Origin of the sequence: Streptomyces sp. NPDC005784 (genome assembly GCF_042871525.1) — a bacterium.
In the GTDB taxonomy this organism is placed as follows: Bacteria; Actinomycetota; Actinomycetes; order Streptomycetales; family Streptomycetaceae; genus Streptomyces.
This window is the reverse complement of sequence record NZ_JBIAIQ010000005.1, coordinates 321,404-338,465: the sequence shown is the minus strand read 5'-3', so window position 1 is coordinate 338,465 and position 17,062 is coordinate 321,404. Positions and strand designations below refer to the sequence as shown.

The 17,062-nt window shown below is 69.9% G+C and carries 14 protein-coding genes; 3 read left to right on the top strand and 11 right to left on the bottom strand.

Annotated elements, in window-relative coordinates:
- The 7 genes from aroC to ACFYR3_RS11855 all read right to left on the bottom strand — a co-directional run bounded on the left by aroC (nucleotide 1) and on the right by ACFYR3_RS11855 (nucleotide 8,313).
- Entirely contained in the window at nucleotides 1-1,185 is a 1,185-nt protein-coding gene (aroC, locus tag ACFYR3_RS11885; protein ID WP_355839543.1) for a chorismate synthase, read from the bottom strand.
- 270 nt (nucleotides 1,186-1,455) lie between these two features.
- Nucleotides 1,456-2,295, bottom strand: coding sequence for a shikimate dehydrogenase (locus ACFYR3_RS11880; protein ID WP_355839545.1), 840 nt, complete (start codon nucleotides 2,293-2,295; stop codon nucleotides 1,456-1,458).
- Complete coding sequence (gene mltG, locus ACFYR3_RS11875; protein WP_389282609.1) at nucleotides 2,276-4,228, bottom strand: endolytic transglycosylase MltG; 1,953 nt, start codon at nucleotides 4,226-4,228, stop codon at nucleotides 2,276-2,278. Before mltG ends, ACFYR3_RS11880 begins: the two co-directional genes overlap by 20 nt.
- 123 nt (nucleotides 4,229-4,351) lie before the next feature.
- Complete coding sequence (gene ruvX, locus ACFYR3_RS11870; RefSeq protein WP_355839549.1) at nucleotides 4,352-4,816, bottom strand: Holliday junction resolvase RuvX; 465 nt, start codon at nucleotides 4,814-4,816, stop codon at nucleotides 4,352-4,354.
- Between the two features lie 11 nt (nucleotides 4,817-4,827).
- Nucleotides 4,828-7,500 carry an alanine--tRNA ligase gene (gene alaS / locus ACFYR3_RS11865; RefSeq protein WP_355839551.1) on the bottom strand — a complete coding sequence of 891 codons (2,673 nt, stop codon included), beginning with the start codon at nucleotides 7,498-7,500 and terminating at the stop codon, nucleotides 4,828-4,830.
- Nucleotides 7,500-7,871 (bottom strand): DUF6167 family protein, encoded by a 372-nt coding sequence (locus ACFYR3_RS11860; RefSeq protein WP_355839553.1) that lies wholly within the window; start codon nucleotides 7,869-7,871, stop codon nucleotides 7,500-7,502. Before ACFYR3_RS11860 ends, alaS begins: the two co-directional genes overlap by 1 nt.
- 7 nt (nucleotides 7,872-7,878) lie before the next feature.
- On the bottom strand, nucleotides 7,879-8,313 hold the full coding sequence (locus ACFYR3_RS11855) for a DUF948 domain-containing protein (protein ID WP_261702773.1): 435 nt from the start codon (nucleotides 8,311-8,313) through the stop codon (nucleotides 7,879-7,881).
- A 162-nt stretch (nucleotides 8,314-8,475) separates the two neighbouring features.
- Here ACFYR3_RS11855 and ACFYR3_RS11850 point away from each other — a divergent pair, with 162 nt between their 5' ends.
- The gene (locus tag ACFYR3_RS11850; RefSeq protein ID WP_389282606.1) at nucleotides 8,476-10,644 is read left to right on the top strand and encodes an ATP-binding protein; all 2,169 of its coding nucleotides are present in this window, start codon (nucleotides 8,476-8,478) and stop codon (nucleotides 10,642-10,644) included.
- A gap of 39 nt (nucleotides 10,645-10,683) precedes the next feature.
- On the opposite strand, the gene rpsD is transcribed toward ACFYR3_RS11850, so the two are convergent.
- The 3 genes from rpsD to ACFYR3_RS11835 form a co-directional block, all read right to left on the bottom strand.
- A complete protein-coding gene (gene rpsD, locus ACFYR3_RS11845) occupies nucleotides 10,684-11,298 on the bottom strand; it encodes a 30S ribosomal protein S4 (protein ID WP_328556643.1) in 615 nt (204 codons plus the stop codon).
- Nucleotides 11,299-11,622: 324 nt separating this feature from the next.
- Nucleotides 11,623-12,978: a replication-associated recombination protein A gene (locus ACFYR3_RS11840; RefSeq protein WP_389282603.1), complete on the bottom strand. Its 1,356-nt coding sequence runs from the start codon at nucleotides 12,976-12,978 to the stop codon at nucleotides 11,623-11,625.
- Between the two features lie 78 nt (nucleotides 12,979-13,056).
- On the bottom strand, nucleotides 13,057-13,692 hold the full coding sequence (locus ACFYR3_RS11835) for a vitamin K epoxide reductase family protein (RefSeq protein ID WP_355839559.1): 636 nt from the start codon (nucleotides 13,690-13,692) through the stop codon (nucleotides 13,057-13,059).
- Between the two features lie 139 nt (nucleotides 13,693-13,831).
- Between ACFYR3_RS11835 and ACFYR3_RS11830 the strand changes: the two genes are divergently transcribed.
- On the top strand, nucleotides 13,832-14,698 hold the full coding sequence (locus ACFYR3_RS11830) for an ABC transporter ATP-binding protein (RefSeq protein WP_355839561.1): 867 nt from the start codon (nucleotides 13,832-13,834) through the stop codon (nucleotides 14,696-14,698).
- A complete protein-coding gene (locus ACFYR3_RS11825; protein WP_355839563.1) occupies nucleotides 14,695-15,540 on the top strand; it encodes an ABC transporter permease in 846 nt (281 codons plus the stop codon). Before ACFYR3_RS11830 ends, ACFYR3_RS11825 begins: the two co-directional genes overlap by 4 nt.
- 247 nt (nucleotides 15,541-15,787) lie before the next feature.
- Here the strand turns inward: ACFYR3_RS11825 and hisS are convergent, their stop codons facing one another.
- Complete coding sequence (hisS, locus tag ACFYR3_RS11820) at nucleotides 15,788-17,050, bottom strand: histidine--tRNA ligase (RefSeq protein ID WP_355839565.1); 1,263 nt, start codon at nucleotides 17,048-17,050, stop codon at nucleotides 15,788-15,790.
- Nucleotides 17,051-17,062 lie beyond the last annotated feature (12 nt).

Below are 17,062 nucleotides of genomic sequence, written 5' to 3'. Positions count from 1 at the left end.
TCACCGGATGACCAGGTTCTCGAGGTAGCTCCGCACGTTCCTGCGGGTCTCCGGGACGCTGTCGCCGCCGAACTTCTCGGCCACGGCGTCGGCGAGGACGAGGGCGACCATGGCTTCGGCGACGATGCCGGCGGCCGGGACCGCGCAGACGTCGGAGCGCTGGTGGTGGGCCTTGGCGGCCTCGCCGGTGGCGACGTCGATGGTGGCCAGCGCGCGCGGCACGGTGGCGATCGGCTTCATCGCTGCGCGGACGCGCAGCAGTTCGCCGGTGGTCAGACCGCCCTCGGTGCCGCCGGAGCGGCCGGTGGTGCGCCGGATGCCGTCCTCGGTGTGGACGATCTCGTCGTGGGCCTGGGAGCCGGGCACGCGGGCCAGGTCGAAGCCGTCGCCGACCTCGACGCCCTTGATGGCCTGGATGCCCATGAGCGCGGCCGCGAGCCGGGCGTCGAGGCGCCGGTCCCAGTGCACGTGCGAGCCGAGGCCCACCGGTACGCCGTACGCGAGCACCTCGACGACGCCGCCGAGCGTGTCGCCGTCCTTGTGGGCCTGGTCGATCTCGGCGACCATCGCCTTCGAGGCGTCGGCGTCGAGGCAGCGCACCGGGTCGGCGTCGAGCTTCTCCACGTCCGAGGGCTTCGGGTAGACGCCGTACGGCGCCTTGGCCGCGGCCAGTTCGACGACGTGCGAGACGATCTCGATCCCGGCCGTCTCCTTGAGGTACGAGCGGGCGACCGCGCCGAGCGCGACGCGGGCCGCGGTCTCGCGGGCGGAGGCGCGCTCCAGGATCGGCCGGGCCTCGTCGAAGCCGTACTTCTGCATGCCGGCGAGGTCGGCGTGGCCGGGCCGGGGGCGGGTCAGCGGGGCGTTGCGGGCCAGGTCGGCGAGGATCTCCGGGGCGACCGGGTCGGCCGCCATGACCTGCTCCCACTTGGGCCACTCGGTGTTGCCGACCATGATGGCGACCGGGGAGCCCATGGTGAGACCGTGGCGTACGCCGCCCAGGAAGGTGACCTCGTCGCGCTCGAACTTCATCCGGGCACCGCGTCCATAGCCCAGGCGCCGCCGGGCGAGGTGGTCCGCCACCATCTCCGTGGTGATCGGGACGCCGGCGGGAAGACCCTCCAGCGTCGCGACAAGTGCGGGACCGTGGGACTCCCCCGCGGTCAGCCAGCGCAACCTGCTCAACGGTGCTCCTCATGCTCGCGCCCTGGTACTGCTGCTGCGTACACGCGTCCTCGCGTACGGCGACGGCGCGACCGGGTGCGCGGCCCTGGCCCGCCGTCTCCGATCCTCCCACGTCCGGGGGCGGGAACCGGCCGCAGGTCCATCAGGCGGACGCACCCGGCCGGGTCGCACCGGCCCGGGCGCGCCCCGGGGGCGCCGGAGCGGGCCTGTCCCGGGCGTCTCGGCGGCCGGCTCTCGGCTGCCTGCCCGCCCGGGCTCGACCGGTGTCGCCTAGCGGGCGGCGAGCGCGTGTTCGCCCGCCCTGCGCATGGCGCCGAGCGGCGCGGGCGCCCGCCGGGTCATCTGCTCGACCTGGAGCACCGCCTGGTGCACGAGGAGATCGAGTCCGCCGACGACGGCTCCGCCGTACGCCGACCAGCGCGCCGCGAGGTCGGTCGGCCAGGGGTCGTACAGCACGTCGAAGAGGGTCGTGGGGCGCTCCGGGACTGCGGCGGCCAGTGCGTCCGTGGTGCCCGCCGGAGTCGTGGCGATCACCAGAGGAGCCCGCAGCGCCTGCTCGGCGTCGGTCCAGTCCTCGGTGCGCACCTCGATGCCGAGCCGCTCGCCCCACTGCCGCATCTCGGCGGCCCGTTCCTTGCTGCGGACGTACGCGACGATCTCGCCGGTGCAGATCCGCGCGAGGGCGGCCAGCGCGGAGGAGGCGGTGGCGCCGGCACCGAGAACGGCGGCCGAGTCGACCTGCTCGATCCCCCGCTCGCGCAGCGCGGCGACCATCCCGGGGATGTCGGTGTTGTCGCCGACGCGCCGCCCGTCCTCGGTGAACACGACGGTGTTGACCGCCTCGACGGAGGCCGCCGTCTCGCTGATCTCGTCGACCAGCGGCATCACGGCCCGCTTGAGCGGCATGGTCAGCGAGAGCCCGGCCCATTCCGGTCCGAGGTCCTCGAAGAACCCGGGCAGGGCCTCCTCGTCGACCTCGAAGCGGTCGTACGACCATTCCCCCAGGCCCAGCTCCCGGTACGCGGCGCGGTGCAGCACCGGGGAGAGGGAGTGAGCGATCGGCGAACCGAGCACCGCGGCCCGGCGGACATCAGTTGCCCGAGCTGGCATTGAATTGGTCCTTGAGCTTCTGGAATTGGGCCAGCGTCTTGGCGAATTCGGTATTGTTCTGACCGTCGGTCGCCACGAAATAGAGCCAGCCGTCCTTCGTGGGGTTGAAAACCGCCCTGAAGGCCTCGTCACCCGGATTGCCGATCGGACCGGGCGGCAGACCCGCGTGCGTGTACGTGTTGTACGGGTCCGGATTACTGTTGATCTCGGACGAACTGATGCGAATCTTGCTCTGACCCTTCAGGTAATTGAAGGTCGAGTCGAACTGCAGCTTCCGGTTGGTCTCGGTGTTGGTGCTCTTCAGCCGGTTGTAGACGACCTCGGCCATCTTGCGGTAGTCGTCATGCGTCTTGCCCTCGGCCTGGACCAGGCTCGCGACCGTGACCACCTGGAGCGGATTGTCCAGCTTGAGGGCCTTCGCCTTGGCCACGAGTCCCATCGCGGCGTACTTCTTGTTGGCCTGCGCGACCATGCCCTTCAGCACGGTCTCGGGCTTCATGCCCTTGGCCGCGGGATACGTGAGCGGGTAGAGGAACCCTTCCAGCGGATCCTTTATGTCCTTGTTGCTGTTCGCCCAGCTCGGGAGCCCGAGGCTCTTGTATTCCTTCTTCGCCACGCCACTGGTCGTGCCGTCGGCGAGTCCGAGCTTCTTGTCGATCGCCGCGTACACCTGGACATTGCGGAAACCGGGAGGCACGGTCACATTGTTCTGGCTTTTGGGGTCGAGCATCAGCTCGACGGCACTCGCGGCCGACATCTCCTTCCGCAGAAGATAGGCACCGGCCTGAATCGACTTGCCCTTGGGATTCTTCTGTTGAGCGGAGACGAAGGCATCGACGCTCTTGACGACACCGAGCGCCTTGAGCTTCTGGCCGATCACGTAGCCGCCCTCGCCCTTGGCGATGATGACGGCGACCTGCCCCGAACCCTCGCCCGCGAAGTCGGGAGCCGAGCCGAAACGATTCTGGTAGTAGTGGTAGCCGAAAACCCCGGCTCCGGCGAGACCGCCTCCGAAGACCAGGACGACCACCAGGCAGGCAAAGCCGCTGCGGCGCTTCTTCTTGCCTGTGCCGCCGCCCCCGCCCTTGCGGTCACCGCGGCCCCGGCCCTTCTTCGGGTCGTCATCGTCGTCGAAGTCGTCGTCGTCATCATCGTCGCCACCGGCGAAGAAGGCGTGCTCGCCCTGGTCCGGTCCCGGGTCCCAGTCGGGCTCCGGTTCGGGTTCGGCGCGGCGGCGGGCGGGCGGCTCGGGCGGCGGATAGGCATCGGGGGTGCCGTAGAAGTCAGGCTGCTCACCCGTGTACTGCCCGGCGTAGGGGTCGGCGGGGTCCGCGGCGTACGGAACCTGGGACTGCGCCCCGGTGTTCCCGCCGTCGGGGTACTGCTGCTGACCCTGGTCGCCGTACTGCTGCTGACCTTGACCCGGGTACTGCTGCTGACCTTGACCCGGGTACTGCTGCTGACCTTGCCCCGGGTACTGCTGCTGGCCCTGGTTGCCGCCGTACTGCTGCTGGCCCTGCCCCGGGTACTGCTGCTGACCCTGGTTGCCGTACTGCTGCTGGCCCTGCCCCGGGTACTGCTGCTGACCCTGGTTGCCGTACTGCTGCTGGCCCTGACCCGGATACCGCTGCTGACCCTGGCCGTTGAACTGCTGCTGCCCCTGGTCGCCGTACTGCTGCTGCCCCTGGAACTGCTGCCCCTGCTGGAACTGCTGCTGGTCCTGGTACTGCCCCGGCTGGCCCTGTGGCGGGTACTGCTGCTGCCCCTGGCCCCAGTCGCCCTGCTGCGCCTGCTGCTGCGGATAGTGCTGCGGCTGGCCGCCGTCGTAGGCGGACTGGCCGTCGGCGGCCTGTCCGCCCCATCCGCTGTCCCCGTACAACGGGTCCTCCGGATGCCACGGTTCGGAGCCAGGGCCCCGGCCATACTCAGTCATCGATCCCCTACAGGCCGCGAGCCGGCAGCTGCCGGCTCGTGTGGCTCGGCTCCCGTCCGCCTCTTTACTGTGCGAAGGCTGTTCGAACACCACCGCATCGGGCGGAACGTTACCGTATCGCGATCACATGACCACTTCGACGCCCTCGCCGGGGGACTTGCCTGACACCCGTTCGGATTCGAGCGCCTGCTGCAGAATAATGACGGCGGCCGCCTGGTCGATGACCGACCGGCCCTTCTTCGATTTCACGCCCGCGGCGCGCAGGCCCTGACCGGCCGTGACTGTGGTCATCCTCTCATCCACGAGCCGCACCGGAATGGGAGCGATCCCGCCCGCGAGCTCCTGGGCGAAGGCACGGACCTTCACCGCGGCCGGGCCCTCGCCCCCCTTGAGGGAGCGAGGGAGCCCGACGACGACCTCGATCGGCTCGTACTCCTCGACGAGCTGCCGCAACCGGCGGTGGGCGGCCGGGATGTCACGTCCCGGGACCGTCTCCACCGGTGTCGCGAGGATCCCGTCGGGGTCGCACGAGGCGACCCCGATCCGGGCGTCCCCGACATCGATCGCGAGCCGACGTCCTCTGCGCATGTCCACGGCCCTTACTTGGCCGTCTCGGCGACGAGGCGCTGGACCGCGTCGATGGCCTCGCCGACGGCGGCGGGGTTCTGGCCGCCGCCCTGGGCCACGTCCGGCTTGCCGCCACCGCCGCCACCGAGGGTCTTGGCGGCGGCGCGGACCAGCTCGCCGGCCTTGAGACCGCGCTCGCGGGCGGCCTCGTTGGTGGCGATGACCGTCAGCGGCTTGCCGCCCGCCACGGTGAACAGGGCCACGACTGCGGCCCGTCCGCCCTGGATGCGGCCGCGCACGTCGAGGACCAGCTTGCGCAGGTCGTCGGCGCCCGTGCCGTCCGGGACCTGACCGGTGACCAGGGCCACTCCGTTGACGTCCTTGGCGGACTCCACGAGACCGGCGGCGGCCTGCAGGACCTTCTCCGCGCGGAACTTCTCGATCTCCTTCTCGGCGTCCTTCAGCTTGCCGAGCATGGCGGAGATCTTCTCCGGAAGCTCCTCGGCACGGCCCTTGACCAGCTCCTGGAGCTGGGCGACGACCGTGTGCTCACGGGCCAGGAAGTTGTACGCGTCGACGCCGACCAGGGCCTCGATGCGCCGTACCCCGGAGCCGATGGACGATTCGCCGAGCAGCTTGACCAGGCCGAGCTGGGAGGTGTTGTGCACGTGTGTGCCGCCGCACAGCTCCTTGGAGAAGTCGCCGATGGTCACCACGCGGACGCGCTCGCCGTACTTCTCGCCGAACTCGGCGATGGCGCCCTGCTTCTTGGCCTCGTCGAGGCTCAGGATCTCGGCGTGCACGTCCAGGTCGCGGGCGAGCACCTCGTTGATCTGCTGCTCGACGTCCGTCATCACGGCCGTCGGGACGGCGGACGGGGAGCCGAAGTCGAAGCGGAAGCGACCGGGCTGGTTCTCGGAACCGGCCTGGGCGGCCGTCGGGCCGAGGGCATCGCGCAGCGCCTGGTGCGTGAGGTGCGTGGCCGAGTGGGCGCGGGCGATGGCCGTGCGACGGCGTACGTCGATGGTGGCCTGGGCCTTGGCGCCGACGGTGACCTCGCCGACGTGTACGACACCCTTGTGGACGTACACACCCGGGACGGGCTTCTGGCAGTCGCGGATCTCGATGACGGCACCGGTGTCGACCCGGATGCGGCCCGTGTCACCGATCTGGCCGCCGCCCTCGGCGTAGAACGGGGTGCGGTCGAGGACGATCTCGACCTCGTCGCCCTCGGTGGCGGCCGGGGAGGAGACACCGTCGACGAGGATGCCGACGACCGTCGACTCGGCCTCGGTGCGGTCGTAACCGATGAAGTCGGTCTCTCCGGCGGCGTCGGCGATCTGACGGTAGGCACCGAGGTCGGCGTGACCGGTCTTCTTGGCCCGGGCGTCGGCCTTGGCCTTGTCCCGCTGCTCCTTCATCAGGCGGCGGAAGCCGTCCTCGTCCACCGACAGGCCCTGTTCGGCGGCCATTTCGAGGGTGAGGTCGATCGGGAAGCCCCAGGTGTCGTGGAGCAGGAAGGCCTTGTCGCCGGCGAGGACCGTGCCGCCGGAGTCCTTCGTGTCGGTGATGGCCGTGTCGAGGATGTTCGTGCCGGCCTTCAGCGTCTTGAGGAAGGCGGCCTCCTCGGCGAGGGCCACGGTCTCGATCCGCTGCCGGTCGCTGACGAGTTCCGGGTACTGCTGGCCCATCATCGCGATCACGACGTCGATGAGGTCCTTGACGACGAAGCCGGTGGCGCCCAGCAGCCGCATGTTGCGGATGGCGCGGCGCATGATGCGGCGCAGCACATAGCCGCGGCCCTCGTTGCCGGGGCTCACGCCGTCGCCGATGAGCATCACGGAGGTGCGCATGTGGTCGGTGACCACGCGCAGCGAGACGTCGGAGCCGTGCGCGGCGCCGTACTCGACACCCGTCAGCTCGGTGGCCTTGTTGATGACGGCCATGGAGGTGTCGATCTCGTACATGTTCTGCACGCCCTGCAGAATCATGGCGAGGCGTTCCATGCCGAGACCGGTGTCGATGTTCTTGCTGGGCAGGTCGCCGAGGATCTCGAAGTCGTCCTTCGAGGTGCCCTCGCCGCGCTCGTACTGCATGAAGACCAGGTTCCAGATCTCCACGTACCGCTCGTCGTTGACGGCCGGGCCGCCCTCGACTCCGAACTCGGGGCCGCGGTCGTAGTTGATCTCGGAACACGGTCCGCAGGGTCCGGGGACGCCCATGGACCAGTAGTTGTCCTTCTTGCCGAGGCGCTGGATGCGCTCGGCCGGGACACCGATCTTGTCGCGCCAGATGGTCTCGGCCTCGTCGTCGTCGAGGTAGACCGTGATCCACAGACGCTCGGGGTCGAGGCCGTAACCACCCTTGTCCTGGGGCGAGGTGAGCAGCTCCCAGGCGTAGGTGATGGCGCCTTCCTTGAAGTAGTCGCCGAAGGAGAAGTTGCCGCACATCTGGAAGAACGTGCCGTGCCGCGTGGTCTTGCCGACCTCTTCGATGTCGGGCGTGCGCACGCACTTCTGCACGCTGGTGGCGCGCGACCACGGCGGCTTGACCTCGCCGAGGAAGTACGGCTTGAAGGGGACCATGCCGGCGGGGACCAGGAGCAGAGTCGGGTCGTCCGCGATGAGCGACGCCGAAGGGACGACGGTGTGACCGCGCTCCTCGTAGAAGCTCAACCAGCGGCGGCGGATTTCAGCCGACTCCATCAGTGGTCCTCATTCCGGTTGTACGAGTACGTCGTGTTCTCGATGTACTTGATCTGCTTGTTGTTGCCGACCTGCTTGGAGCCGGGCTGCTCGGTGTCGCCGATCGCGGCGATCCGGCGCTGCGTGGGCAGTTCGGGGTCCGGGCGCTCGTTCAGTCCGAGCACCTCGCCGAGTTCGGCCTCTCGTTGGGCCATCCCGTCGCGGACGTCGAGCGCGAACTCCTTGAGCCGGTGACCCGCGTCGATCGCCTTGTTGGCGGCCTGTGCCGCGAGGCTCTCGGGGGTCAGCTTCTTGAGCTTGCGGTTGACCTTGGTGGTGGCCCATACACCCGCGGCTGCGCCTGCGGTGAACCAGAACGTACGGCGGAACATCGCTGCGTCAGTCCTTCTTCCGCTTTCCCCGCCGCGCGGACGGGACGGTGCGGCCCACGATCACGGTACGCCGGGACGCTTTGTCGGGCACATTCTCTCGACGGCCTCCGATGGCCCGGCGCACGCCGTAGCCGAACGCCGCGACCTTGACCAACGGGCCGCCGAACGTGGAGGCGACGGTCGTCGACAGTGCCGACGCGTTCGACGTGACCTCCTGGACGTCCGACGCGATGGCGTCGACGCGGTCGATCTGCGTCTGCGCGGAGCGCACGGCCGCGGAGGCGTCCGCCAGGAGCGGGACGGCCTGGTCGGTCACGTCCGCCACGAGCTTGGTGGTCGCCCTGAGCGTCTGGGCCAGCCTCACCAGCGCGACGGCGAGGAAGGAGACCAGGATCGCCCAGAACACGGCCACCAGGATCCCGGCCACCTCACCACCGGACACTGTTGCACCCGCTCCCTGACTGTGTGCCTGAACATCGAAAAGTCGTCACCCGAGCCTATCGCGCCGGGGCCTGGGCTCCGTACCGCATTTAACGGCTCCGGAGTGTGGAGTTGCGCGAAGCGATTGTACGGAGTGCTTATGACTAAGTACGCTCCGTATCCCATGCAGCGTTCTCACCGCGCCCGGCGCTCCGGTCCTGCGACACCCGGCAATCTGCCCCTGGAACTCGACGCGTTCGTGGGGCGCAGCACCGAACTGGCACGGCTGGCCGAGGTGCTGGAGACGGTCCGTCTGGTCACCGTGACCGGCATGGGAGGCGTCGGCAAGACCCGGTTCGCGGCGCACGCGGCGGCACGGACGGGCGTACGCGACGGGGTCTGGCGCGTGGACCTGTCCGCGGTGCACGACCCGGACCTCGTGGAGTACGCGGTGGCCGAGGCCCTCGGTCTGACGGACCACACGGCCAGGCCGACGCGGCAGGTGCTGCTCGACCACTTCGCCGGGCGCCGGCTCCTCCTGGTCCTGGACGGTTTCGAGCACCTGGTGGACGTGAGCGCCTCGCTGGTGGGCGAGTTGCTGCGGCGGGCGTCCGGACTGCGGGTGCTGGCCGTGGGCCGCAGGCCGCTGGAGGTCGGGGGCGAGCGGGTGTTCCCGCTGGCTCCGCTCGCCGCGGCGGAGGCGGTGGAGCTGTTCGCGGACCGGGCGGCGGCCCGGGTGCCCGGCTTCGCGCTGAACGAGGGGAACCGGTCCGACGTCGAGGAGTTGTGCGGGCGTCTGGACGGAATCCCGCTGGCGCTGGAGCTGGCGGCGGGACGCCTCAGCGCCCTGTCGCCCGCGCAGCTCCTCGCCCGCCTGGAGGACCGGTTCCGGCTGCTGACCGGCGGCGGGCGCGACGCGCCGCCGCGGCACCAGACGCTGCGGACGGCGATCGGCTGGAGCCATGAGCTGTGCACGCCTGGGGAACGGCTGCTGTGGTCACGGCTGTCGGTGTTCGCCGGGCAGTTCGACCTGGAGGCCGCCGAGTACGTGTGCAGCGGGGACGGACTGCACGCCGACGACGTCCTCGATGTGCTCGGCGCGTTGCTCGCGCAGTCGGTGCTCTCGCGTGAGGAGACCGCGGCGGGTGTGCGTTACCGGATGCTGGACACGGTGCGGGCCTACGGCGCGGACTGGCTGGCGGCGACGGGCGACGCGGAGCGGCTGCGGCGCCGGCACCGCGACTGGTACATGGGCCTGGCCACCTGGTGCGAGCTGGACTGGTTCTCGCCGCGGCAGGGCGAGGTGGCGGCACGCGTCGATACGGAACTGCCGAATCTGCGCCGCGCGCTGGAGTACTCGCTCACCGAACCGGACGACGCGCATCTGGGCCAGTACTTGGCGGGCGCCCTGTGGTTCTACTGGGTCGGCTGCGGCCGGCTCTCGGAGGGCCGGCACTGGCTGGAGCGCAGTGTCGAGCTCGACGGCGACCGTGACCAGTCGCGGCTGAAGGCCCTGTGGGTGCTCGGCTATGTGGCGGTCCTCCAGGGGGACCCGGTGCCCGCGCTGTCCGCGCTCCAGGAGTGCCTCGAGGAGGCGGAGCGCTCCGGGAACGCCGTCGCGGTCGCCTACGCCGAACACCGCACCGGCTGTCTGGCCCTGGTCACGGACGACATGGCGCGCGCCGAAGCGCTGCTGCGCTCGGCGCTGGACCGCTATCACGAGATCGGCGAGCTGAACAGCAACGTACTGATGGGCCAGGTCGAGCTGGCGATGGCGCTCGCCTTCCAGGGCGATCTGCCGGGCGCGGTGAAGCTGTGCGAGGACGTCCGCAGGGTCTGCGAGGACCACGGGGAGCGCTGGGCGCTGGCGTACGCGCTGTACGTCCTCGCGTACCAGGCCCAGGTCGAGGGCGATCAGGCGCGGGCCCGGGATCTCCTGGAGCAGGGCCTCGGTATCGCGCACAGTTTCCACGATCTGCTCGGCGCCGTCCTCGCCGTCGAGCTGCTCGCCCTGGTCACGGCGGTGGACGGCGATGCGGCCGAGGCCGCGCTGCTCCAGGGGGCGGCCTCGCGGATGTGGCCGTCGGTGGGCCTGCCGCTGTTCGGTTCGGCGTACTACAACGCGCCGCACGAGCGCTGTGCGGCCCTTTCCCGGCAGCGGCTGGGCGACGAGCGGTACGAGGAGTGTCTGCGGGCGGGAGAGCTGCTCGGGCAGGACGCGGCGGTCGCCCGTGCGCTCAAAGGGGCCGGTGCTCCGCCGCTCGGGGCGGTGCCGTCGCCGCGCAGGCTGCCCCCGGACATGCGAAAGCCCGCCGTCTCGCCCACCGTGAAGGGCGGGGAGACGACGGGCTGACGCTGACGCGCAGGTGGTACCGCGTCCGCTGTAAGAAGATCAGCGGGCGTAGTACTCGACGACGAGCTGCTCGTCGCAGATCACCGGGATCTCCTTGCGGTTCGGCTCACGGTCCAGGCGGAACGCCAGGGCCGGGAGGTTCACCTGGAGGTAGCGCGGGGTCTCACCGTCGGGGGCGAAGCCACCGGCGCGGGAAACCTCGAACAGCGTCTTGCTGCGGCTGCGCTCGCGGACCATCACGACGTCGTCGGGACGGACGCGGAACGAGGGCTTGTCGACCTTCTGGCCGTTGACCTCGATGTGGCCGTGAACGACCATCTGGCGGGCCTGGTAGATCGTGCGGGCGATGCCCGAACGAAGGACCAGCGCGTCGAGACGACGCTCCAGCTCGATGACCAGAGCCTCACCGGTCTTGCCCTGCGTCTTGGCGGCACGCTCGTAGGCGCGGACGAGCTGGCGCTCGGACACGTCGTACTGCGCGCGCAGACGCTGCTTCTCGAGCAGACGGACCTTGTAGTCCGAGTTCTGCTTGCGGCCACGGCCGTGCTCGCCCGGCGGGTAGGGGCGGGCCTCGAAGTACTTGACGGCCTTCGGGGTCAGCGCGATACCGAGCGCACGCGACTTCTTGACCTTGGGGCGGGACTGATTCGCCACTGTCTGTATCTCTTTTCCTGTTTCCGGCTCACCCGGGTTAAAGGAGGTCGCATACGCAGCCGGGGAAACCCTGCGGGCCCTGCTGGGCCTGCCGGGCAGCCGCTCCCTGGTCTGGGCACTACGTGCAGCACACGAGTAGCCCACCGACCGTTCCCGGAAACCGGGTGGTGGTGGGCAGCCCGCGACACCTTCGACGGTGCGCGACGCTCCTGGATCCCCTCGTCGTACGAGTACGGTTTCGGGGCTCCGACTGCATGTCCCGTTGGGTGATGCCGACCGGGGCCGGACACGGGACGCAGCGCTTCGAGCCATGCTACAGGGTGCTCAGGACCGCCCTCTACCGAGGTGTTTCCTGGTCCACTGGACCGCGTCCGCGTAACGCGCCTCGGCGCCGTGCCGGGTCGGTGTGTAGTACTCCCGGTCCGTGAGCTCCTCGGGCGCGTACTGCTGGGCGGCGATGCCTTCGGGCAGGTCGTGGGGATACACGTAGCCCTGGGCGTGCCCGAGCTTGGCCGCGCCCTTGTAGTGCCCGTCGCGCAGATGCGTCGGCACCGGACCCGCGTGGCCCTTGCGCACGTCCTCCATGGCGGCGCCGATGGCCATGGTCGCGGCGTTGGACTTCGGGGCCAGGGCGAGGGCGATCGTGGCGTGGCTGAGGGTGAGCGCGGCCTCGGGGAAGCCGATCATCGCGACGGCCTGGGCGGCGGCGACGGCTATGGGCAGCGCGTTCGGGTCGGCGAGGCCGATGTCCTCGCTGGCGGAGATCATCAGACGGCGGGCGATGAAGCGGGGGTCCTCGCCCGCCTCGATCATCCGGGCCAGGTAGTGCAGGGCGGCGTCCACGTCGGAGCCGCGGATGGACTTGATGAGCGCGCTCGCCACGTCGTAGTGCTGGTCGCCGTCGCGGTCGTACTTCACGGCGGCGCGGTCCACCGTCTCCTCCAGCGTCTGGAGGGTGATCTCCGGCTCGCCCTTGTCCAGGGCGGCACCGGCCGCGGCCTCCAGGGCGGTCAGGGCGCGGCGGGCGTCACCGCCGGCGATCCGCAGCAGGTGCTCCTCGGCGTCCCCGGGCAGGGAGACGGCTTCCTTGAGACCGCGCTCCGCGGCGAGTGCCCGGCGCAGCAGGGCGCGCAGGTCGTCGTCGGTGAGCGGTTCGAGGGTGAGGAGGAGGGAGCGGGAGAGCAGCGGCGAGATAACCGAGAAGTACGGGTTCTCGGTGGTCGCGGCGATCAGCGTCACCCAGCGGTTCTCCACCGCCGGGAGCAGGGAGTCCTGCTGGGCCTTGCTGAAGCGGTGGATCTCGTCCAGGAAGAGGACGGTCTCCTTGCCGAAGCCGCCGGTGGCGCGGCGGGCGCCGTCGATGACCGCGCGTACTTCCTTGACGCCCGCGGTGATCGCGGAGAGCTCCACGAAGCGCTTGTCGGTGGCCTTGGAGACGACGTACGCGAGGGTCGTCTTGCCGGTGCCCGGCGGGCCCCAGAGGATCACCGAGGACGGTCCGGCCGGGCCGCCGCTCCCCTCGGCCACGAGTCTGCGCAGCGGCGAGCCCGGCTTCAGCAGATGCTGCTGCCCCACGACCTCGTCGAGGGTGCGCGGGCGCATCCGCACCGCCAGGGGACTGCTGGACGGGTCCTTCTCCTGGCGTTCTTCTGCCGCGGCGGTGAACAGGTCGGGCTCCACGTCAAGAACCCTACCGGGGGCCACTGACAATCCCCGCAGGGCCGTCGGTCAGGCGGTCCGGCGATCCCCGGGGGCCCGTCAGCTGGTCCAGAAGTCCCACCAGCGGGTCAGGATCAGCATGCCGATGATGCCGATGTGCAGCGTCGGCAGGACCCAGGTGAACTCACCGAAGAAACTCTTCATCCAGCGCGGGGCGGGCAGGAAGCCGTTGCGGACGTTGAAGGAGGTCACGTACCAGAACATGGTGATCGTGGCGACCCAGGCCAGGCTGCACCACAGGCAGAGCGAGTTGATCCGGTACAGCGACTGGAACTGGAGCCAGGTGCAGAACGCGACCCCGAAGAGCGTGCCGAAGTTGAACGTCAGCCAGTACCAGCGCGGATAGGTGGCCCGCGCGAGAAGGCTCACACCGACGCAGATCACGATGCCGTAGGCGACGAGCCCCATCATGGGGTTCGGGAAGCCGAAGGCCGAGGCCTGGGCGCTCTTCATGATGTTGCCGCAGGAGACGACCGGGTTCAGGCTGCACCCGGGCACGAAGTTCGGGTTCTCCAGCAGCTTGAACTTGTCGATCGTGATGACCCAGGCGGCAAGGAGACCGGCCGCGCCCGTGATCACCAGCAGCAGGGCGAGGGCGCGGCTGCCGCCGACCGTCCGCGGAGCGGCGGGGCGTTCCAGGTCGGCCGGGATGTCCTTGACTGTCGTCTTGCTCATCACGCCGTTTCCGTAGTTTCGAAGGGGCCTGCGGGGAGGCTCATTGTGCCGCACGCGCCCGCCCGTCCACCGTTCGGTGCACATAAGAAGGTACGCACGGCCGTCCCGGAGCGTTCGGTTCGGGGGGATGCTCGTCGGCATGACAACACACGCGGACCAACTCGCGGTGGACGTACGCGGGCTGCGCAAGCAGTACGGGGACGTGACCGCCGTCGACGGCATCGATCTCGGCATCAGGCGGGGCGAGGTGTTCGGCCTGCTCGGGCCGAACGGTGCGGGCAAGAGCACCACGGTGGAGATCCTCCAGGGCAATCGCCGACGGGACGCGGGCGAGGTCTCGGTGCTCGGCTCGGACCCGGCGACGGGCACGCGCGCGTGGCGCTCACGCGTCGGAATCGTCTGGCAGGACGAATCCGCGCCCGCCGAGTTGACGGTGGGCGAGACGGTGCGGCATTTCTCCCACTATTACCCGAATCCTCGTGACCCTGAGGAAGTCATCGGCCTGGTCGGCCTGGAGGAGAAGGCGGGCAGCAGGATCAAGTCGCTGTCGGGCGGTCAGCGCCGCCGGCTCGATGTGGCCCTCGGTGTGATCGGCGGTCCCGAACTGCTGCTCCTGGACGAGCCGACCACGGGTTTCGACCCGGCCGCGCGACGGCAGTTCTGGGACCTGATCCGCAAGCTGGCCGAGGAGGGCACCACCATCCTGCTGACCACGCACTACCTGGAGGAGGCCGAAGCCCTCGCGAACCGGCTGGCGGTCATCGCGCGGGGCCGGGTCGTCGCCGAGGGCGAACCGGCCGCGCTGCGCGAGCGCTTCGGTACCGAGGCCACGGTCGAATGGACGGAGGCCGACGGCAGCCCGCGCAGCGAACGCACGGACACCCCCACCAGGACGGTCGCCGAGCTCACGCACCGCTTCGACGGGGAGATCCCGGGGCTCCGCGTGAGCCGCCCCACCCTGGAGGACGTCTATCTGCGACTGACCGGCCTGGAGGACGCTCGATGACCACGACCGACGTACGCGTGCGCACGAAGACCGCGAACGGCCGGCTGCCCGGCGCCTGGGGGCTGGGACTGCGGCGCGGCGCTCTGGAGATCAGGCAGTTCTTCCGCCAGCGAGACCAGGTGGTGTTCACCTTCGCCTTCCCGGTCGTCTTCCTGTTCCTGTTCGCGTCGATCTTCAGCAACGACGTGAAGGGCGCGGGCATCACCGCCTCCCAGCTGTACGTCCCGGCGATGATGGCCGCGGGCATCATGTCGACCAGCTTCCAGTCCCTCGGCATCTCGATCGCGATCGAACGGGACGAGAAGGTGCTGCGCCGGCTGCGCGGCACACCGATGCCGCCGGCCGCGTACTTCTTCGGCAAGATATGGCTGGTTCTCGTGACCGGCGCCCTGGAGACGGCGATCCTGCTCGTCGTCGGCACCACGCTGTACGACGTCGACCTGCCCTCGGACCTCGGCAAGTGGGCGGACTTCGGCTGGATCTTCGTCCTGGGTCTCACGGCCTGCGCCCTGCTCGGCATCGCCATCAGCTCGGTCCCGAAGTCGGGCAGGAGCGCCACGTCGGTAGTCGTACTGCCCTTCCTCGTCCTCCAGTTCATCTCCGGCGTCTACATCTCCGTCGACACCATCCCGGACTGGATGCTGAACATCGGTGCGCTGTTCCCCCTCAAGTGGATGTGTCAGGGGCTGCGCGGGGTGTTCCTGCCCGACTCCGCCAAGGTTCTGGAGCAGGCGGGCGACTGGGAGTTCGGACGGATCGCCCTGGTGCTCGGGGCATGGTGTGTCGGAGGGTTGCTGCTGTGCCTGCTGACCTTCCGCTGGAAGAGCCGTCGCGACGGATGACAACTCCGGCCGCGCGCCCCGCCCCTCACCGCCCGGTGCCCCATCTGCTGCGGGGCTTCGGGAAGTCGGGGTGGAGGACCGGACGGCCGCGGTGACGAGCGCGATGCGCTTCGGCTTGCCGGAGTAAGGCTCCAGCCCCGTGCCCCGGGGCTCACCCCGAACGCTGGAGGGGCTGACATCCGTCAGCCCCTCCAGCGTTCGGGCAGGCGATCTCGGGGACTGGCCCCCCGCCGGGAACGAGCCCTGCTCAGCCCAGGCGGGACCGCAGGTCGGCCACGATCGCGTCGACCGCGACCGCCGTCTGCTCCCCGGACTCCATGTCCTTGAGCTGCACGACGCCCTCGGCGAGATCACGCTCACCGGCGACGATCGTGAAGCGGGCCCCGCTTCGATTCGCGTTCTTCATCGCACCCTTGAGCCCCTTCGCGCCGTACGAGAAGTCGGCGGCGACACCGAGCCTGCGCAGCTCGGTGACCACGCCGAACAGCGTCCGGCGGGCCTCCTCCCCGAGCGGCACCGCGAACACGCTGGTGGACGCGGGGAGTTCGAGCTCGACGCCCTCCGCCTCCAGGGCCAGCACCGTACGGTCGACGCCCAGCGCCCAGCCGACGGACGGCAGTTCGGGGCCGCCGATCATCTCGGACAGCCCGTCGTAACGGCCACCGCCGCCGACCGCGGACTGCGAGCCGAGACCGTCGTGCACGAACTCGAAGGTGGTGCGCGTGTAGTAGTCGAGGCCGCGCACCAGCTTGGCGTCGTCCTCGAAGGCGACGCCCGCGGCCGTGATCAGGTCGCGCACCTCCTCGTGGTACGCCTTGCAGGCGTCACACAGGTAGTCGCGCAGCAACGGCGCCCCGCCCAGCTGCTTCTGGACGTCCTCGCGCTTGTCGTCGAGCACGCGCAGCGGGTTGATCTCCGCACGGCGCAACGTGTCCTCGTCGAGGTCCAGGCCGCGCAGGAAGTCCTGCAGCGCGGCCCGGTAGACGGGGCGGCACTCCTTGTCGCCCAGGCTGTTCAGCAGGATGCGGAAGTTCCGCAGGCCCAGCGACCGGTACGCCTGGTCCGCCAGGATGATCAGCTCGGCGTCGAGCGCCGGGTCCTCGGCTCCGATCGCCTCGGCGCCCACCTGGGAGAAGTGGCGGTAACGGCCCTTCTGGGGACGCTCGTAGCGGTAGTACGAGCCCGAGTACCAGAGCTTGACGGGGAGGTTGCCCGCCTTGTGCAGGTTGGCCTCCAGGGCCGCCCGCAGCACGGAGGCTGTGCCCTCGGGACGCAGGGCCAGCCTGTCGCCGCCCTTGGTCTCGAAGGCGTACATCTCCTTGGTCACGATGTCGGTGGACTCACCGACACCGCGCGCGAACAGTTCGACGTTCTCGAAGCCGGGCGTCTCGATGTAGCCGTAGCCGGAGTTGCGCAGCGGTGCGGCGATGGCCTCGCGGACCGCGAGGTACTTGGCGCTGTCCGGCGGAATCAGGTCGTACGTGCCCTTGGGGGCCTGGAAAGTACTCACGAAAGTCTCTCG

Bases quoted from the DNA above. Each gene is read 5' to 3' on its own strand.
- ACFYR3_RS11880 (WP_355839545.1), bottom strand. From the start codon at position 2,295: ATGCCAGCTCGGGCAACTGATGTCCGCCGGGCCGCGGTGCTCGGTTCG.
- ACFYR3_RS11860 (WP_355839553.1), bottom strand. From the start codon at position 7,871: ATGTTCCGCCGTACGTTCTGGTTCACCGCAGGCGCAGCCGCGGGTGTA.
- ACFYR3_RS11825 (WP_355839563.1), top strand. From the start codon at position 14,695: ATGACCACGACCGACGTACGCGTGCGCACGAAGACCGCGAACGGCCGG.
- ACFYR3_RS11850 (WP_389282606.1), top strand. From the start codon at position 8,476: ATGCAGCGTTCTCACCGCGCCCGGCGCTCCGGTCCTGCGACACCCGGC.
- alaS (WP_355839551.1), bottom strand. From the start codon at position 7,500: ATGGAGTCGGCTGAAATCCGCCGCCGCTGGTTGAGCTTCTACGAGGAG.
- ruvX (WP_355839549.1), bottom strand. From the start codon at position 4,816: ATGCGCAGAGGACGTCGGCTCGCGATCGATGTCGGGGACGCCCGGATC.
- ACFYR3_RS11835 (WP_355839559.1), bottom strand. From the start codon at position 13,692: ATGAGCAAGACGACAGTCAAGGACATCCCGGCCGACCTGGAACGCCCC.
- mltG (WP_389282609.1), bottom strand. From the start codon at position 4,228: ATGACTGAGTATGGCCGGGGCCCTGGCTCCGAACCGTGGCATCCGGAG.
- ACFYR3_RS11830 (WP_355839561.1), top strand. From the start codon at position 13,832: ATGACAACACACGCGGACCAACTCGCGGTGGACGTACGCGGGCTGCGC.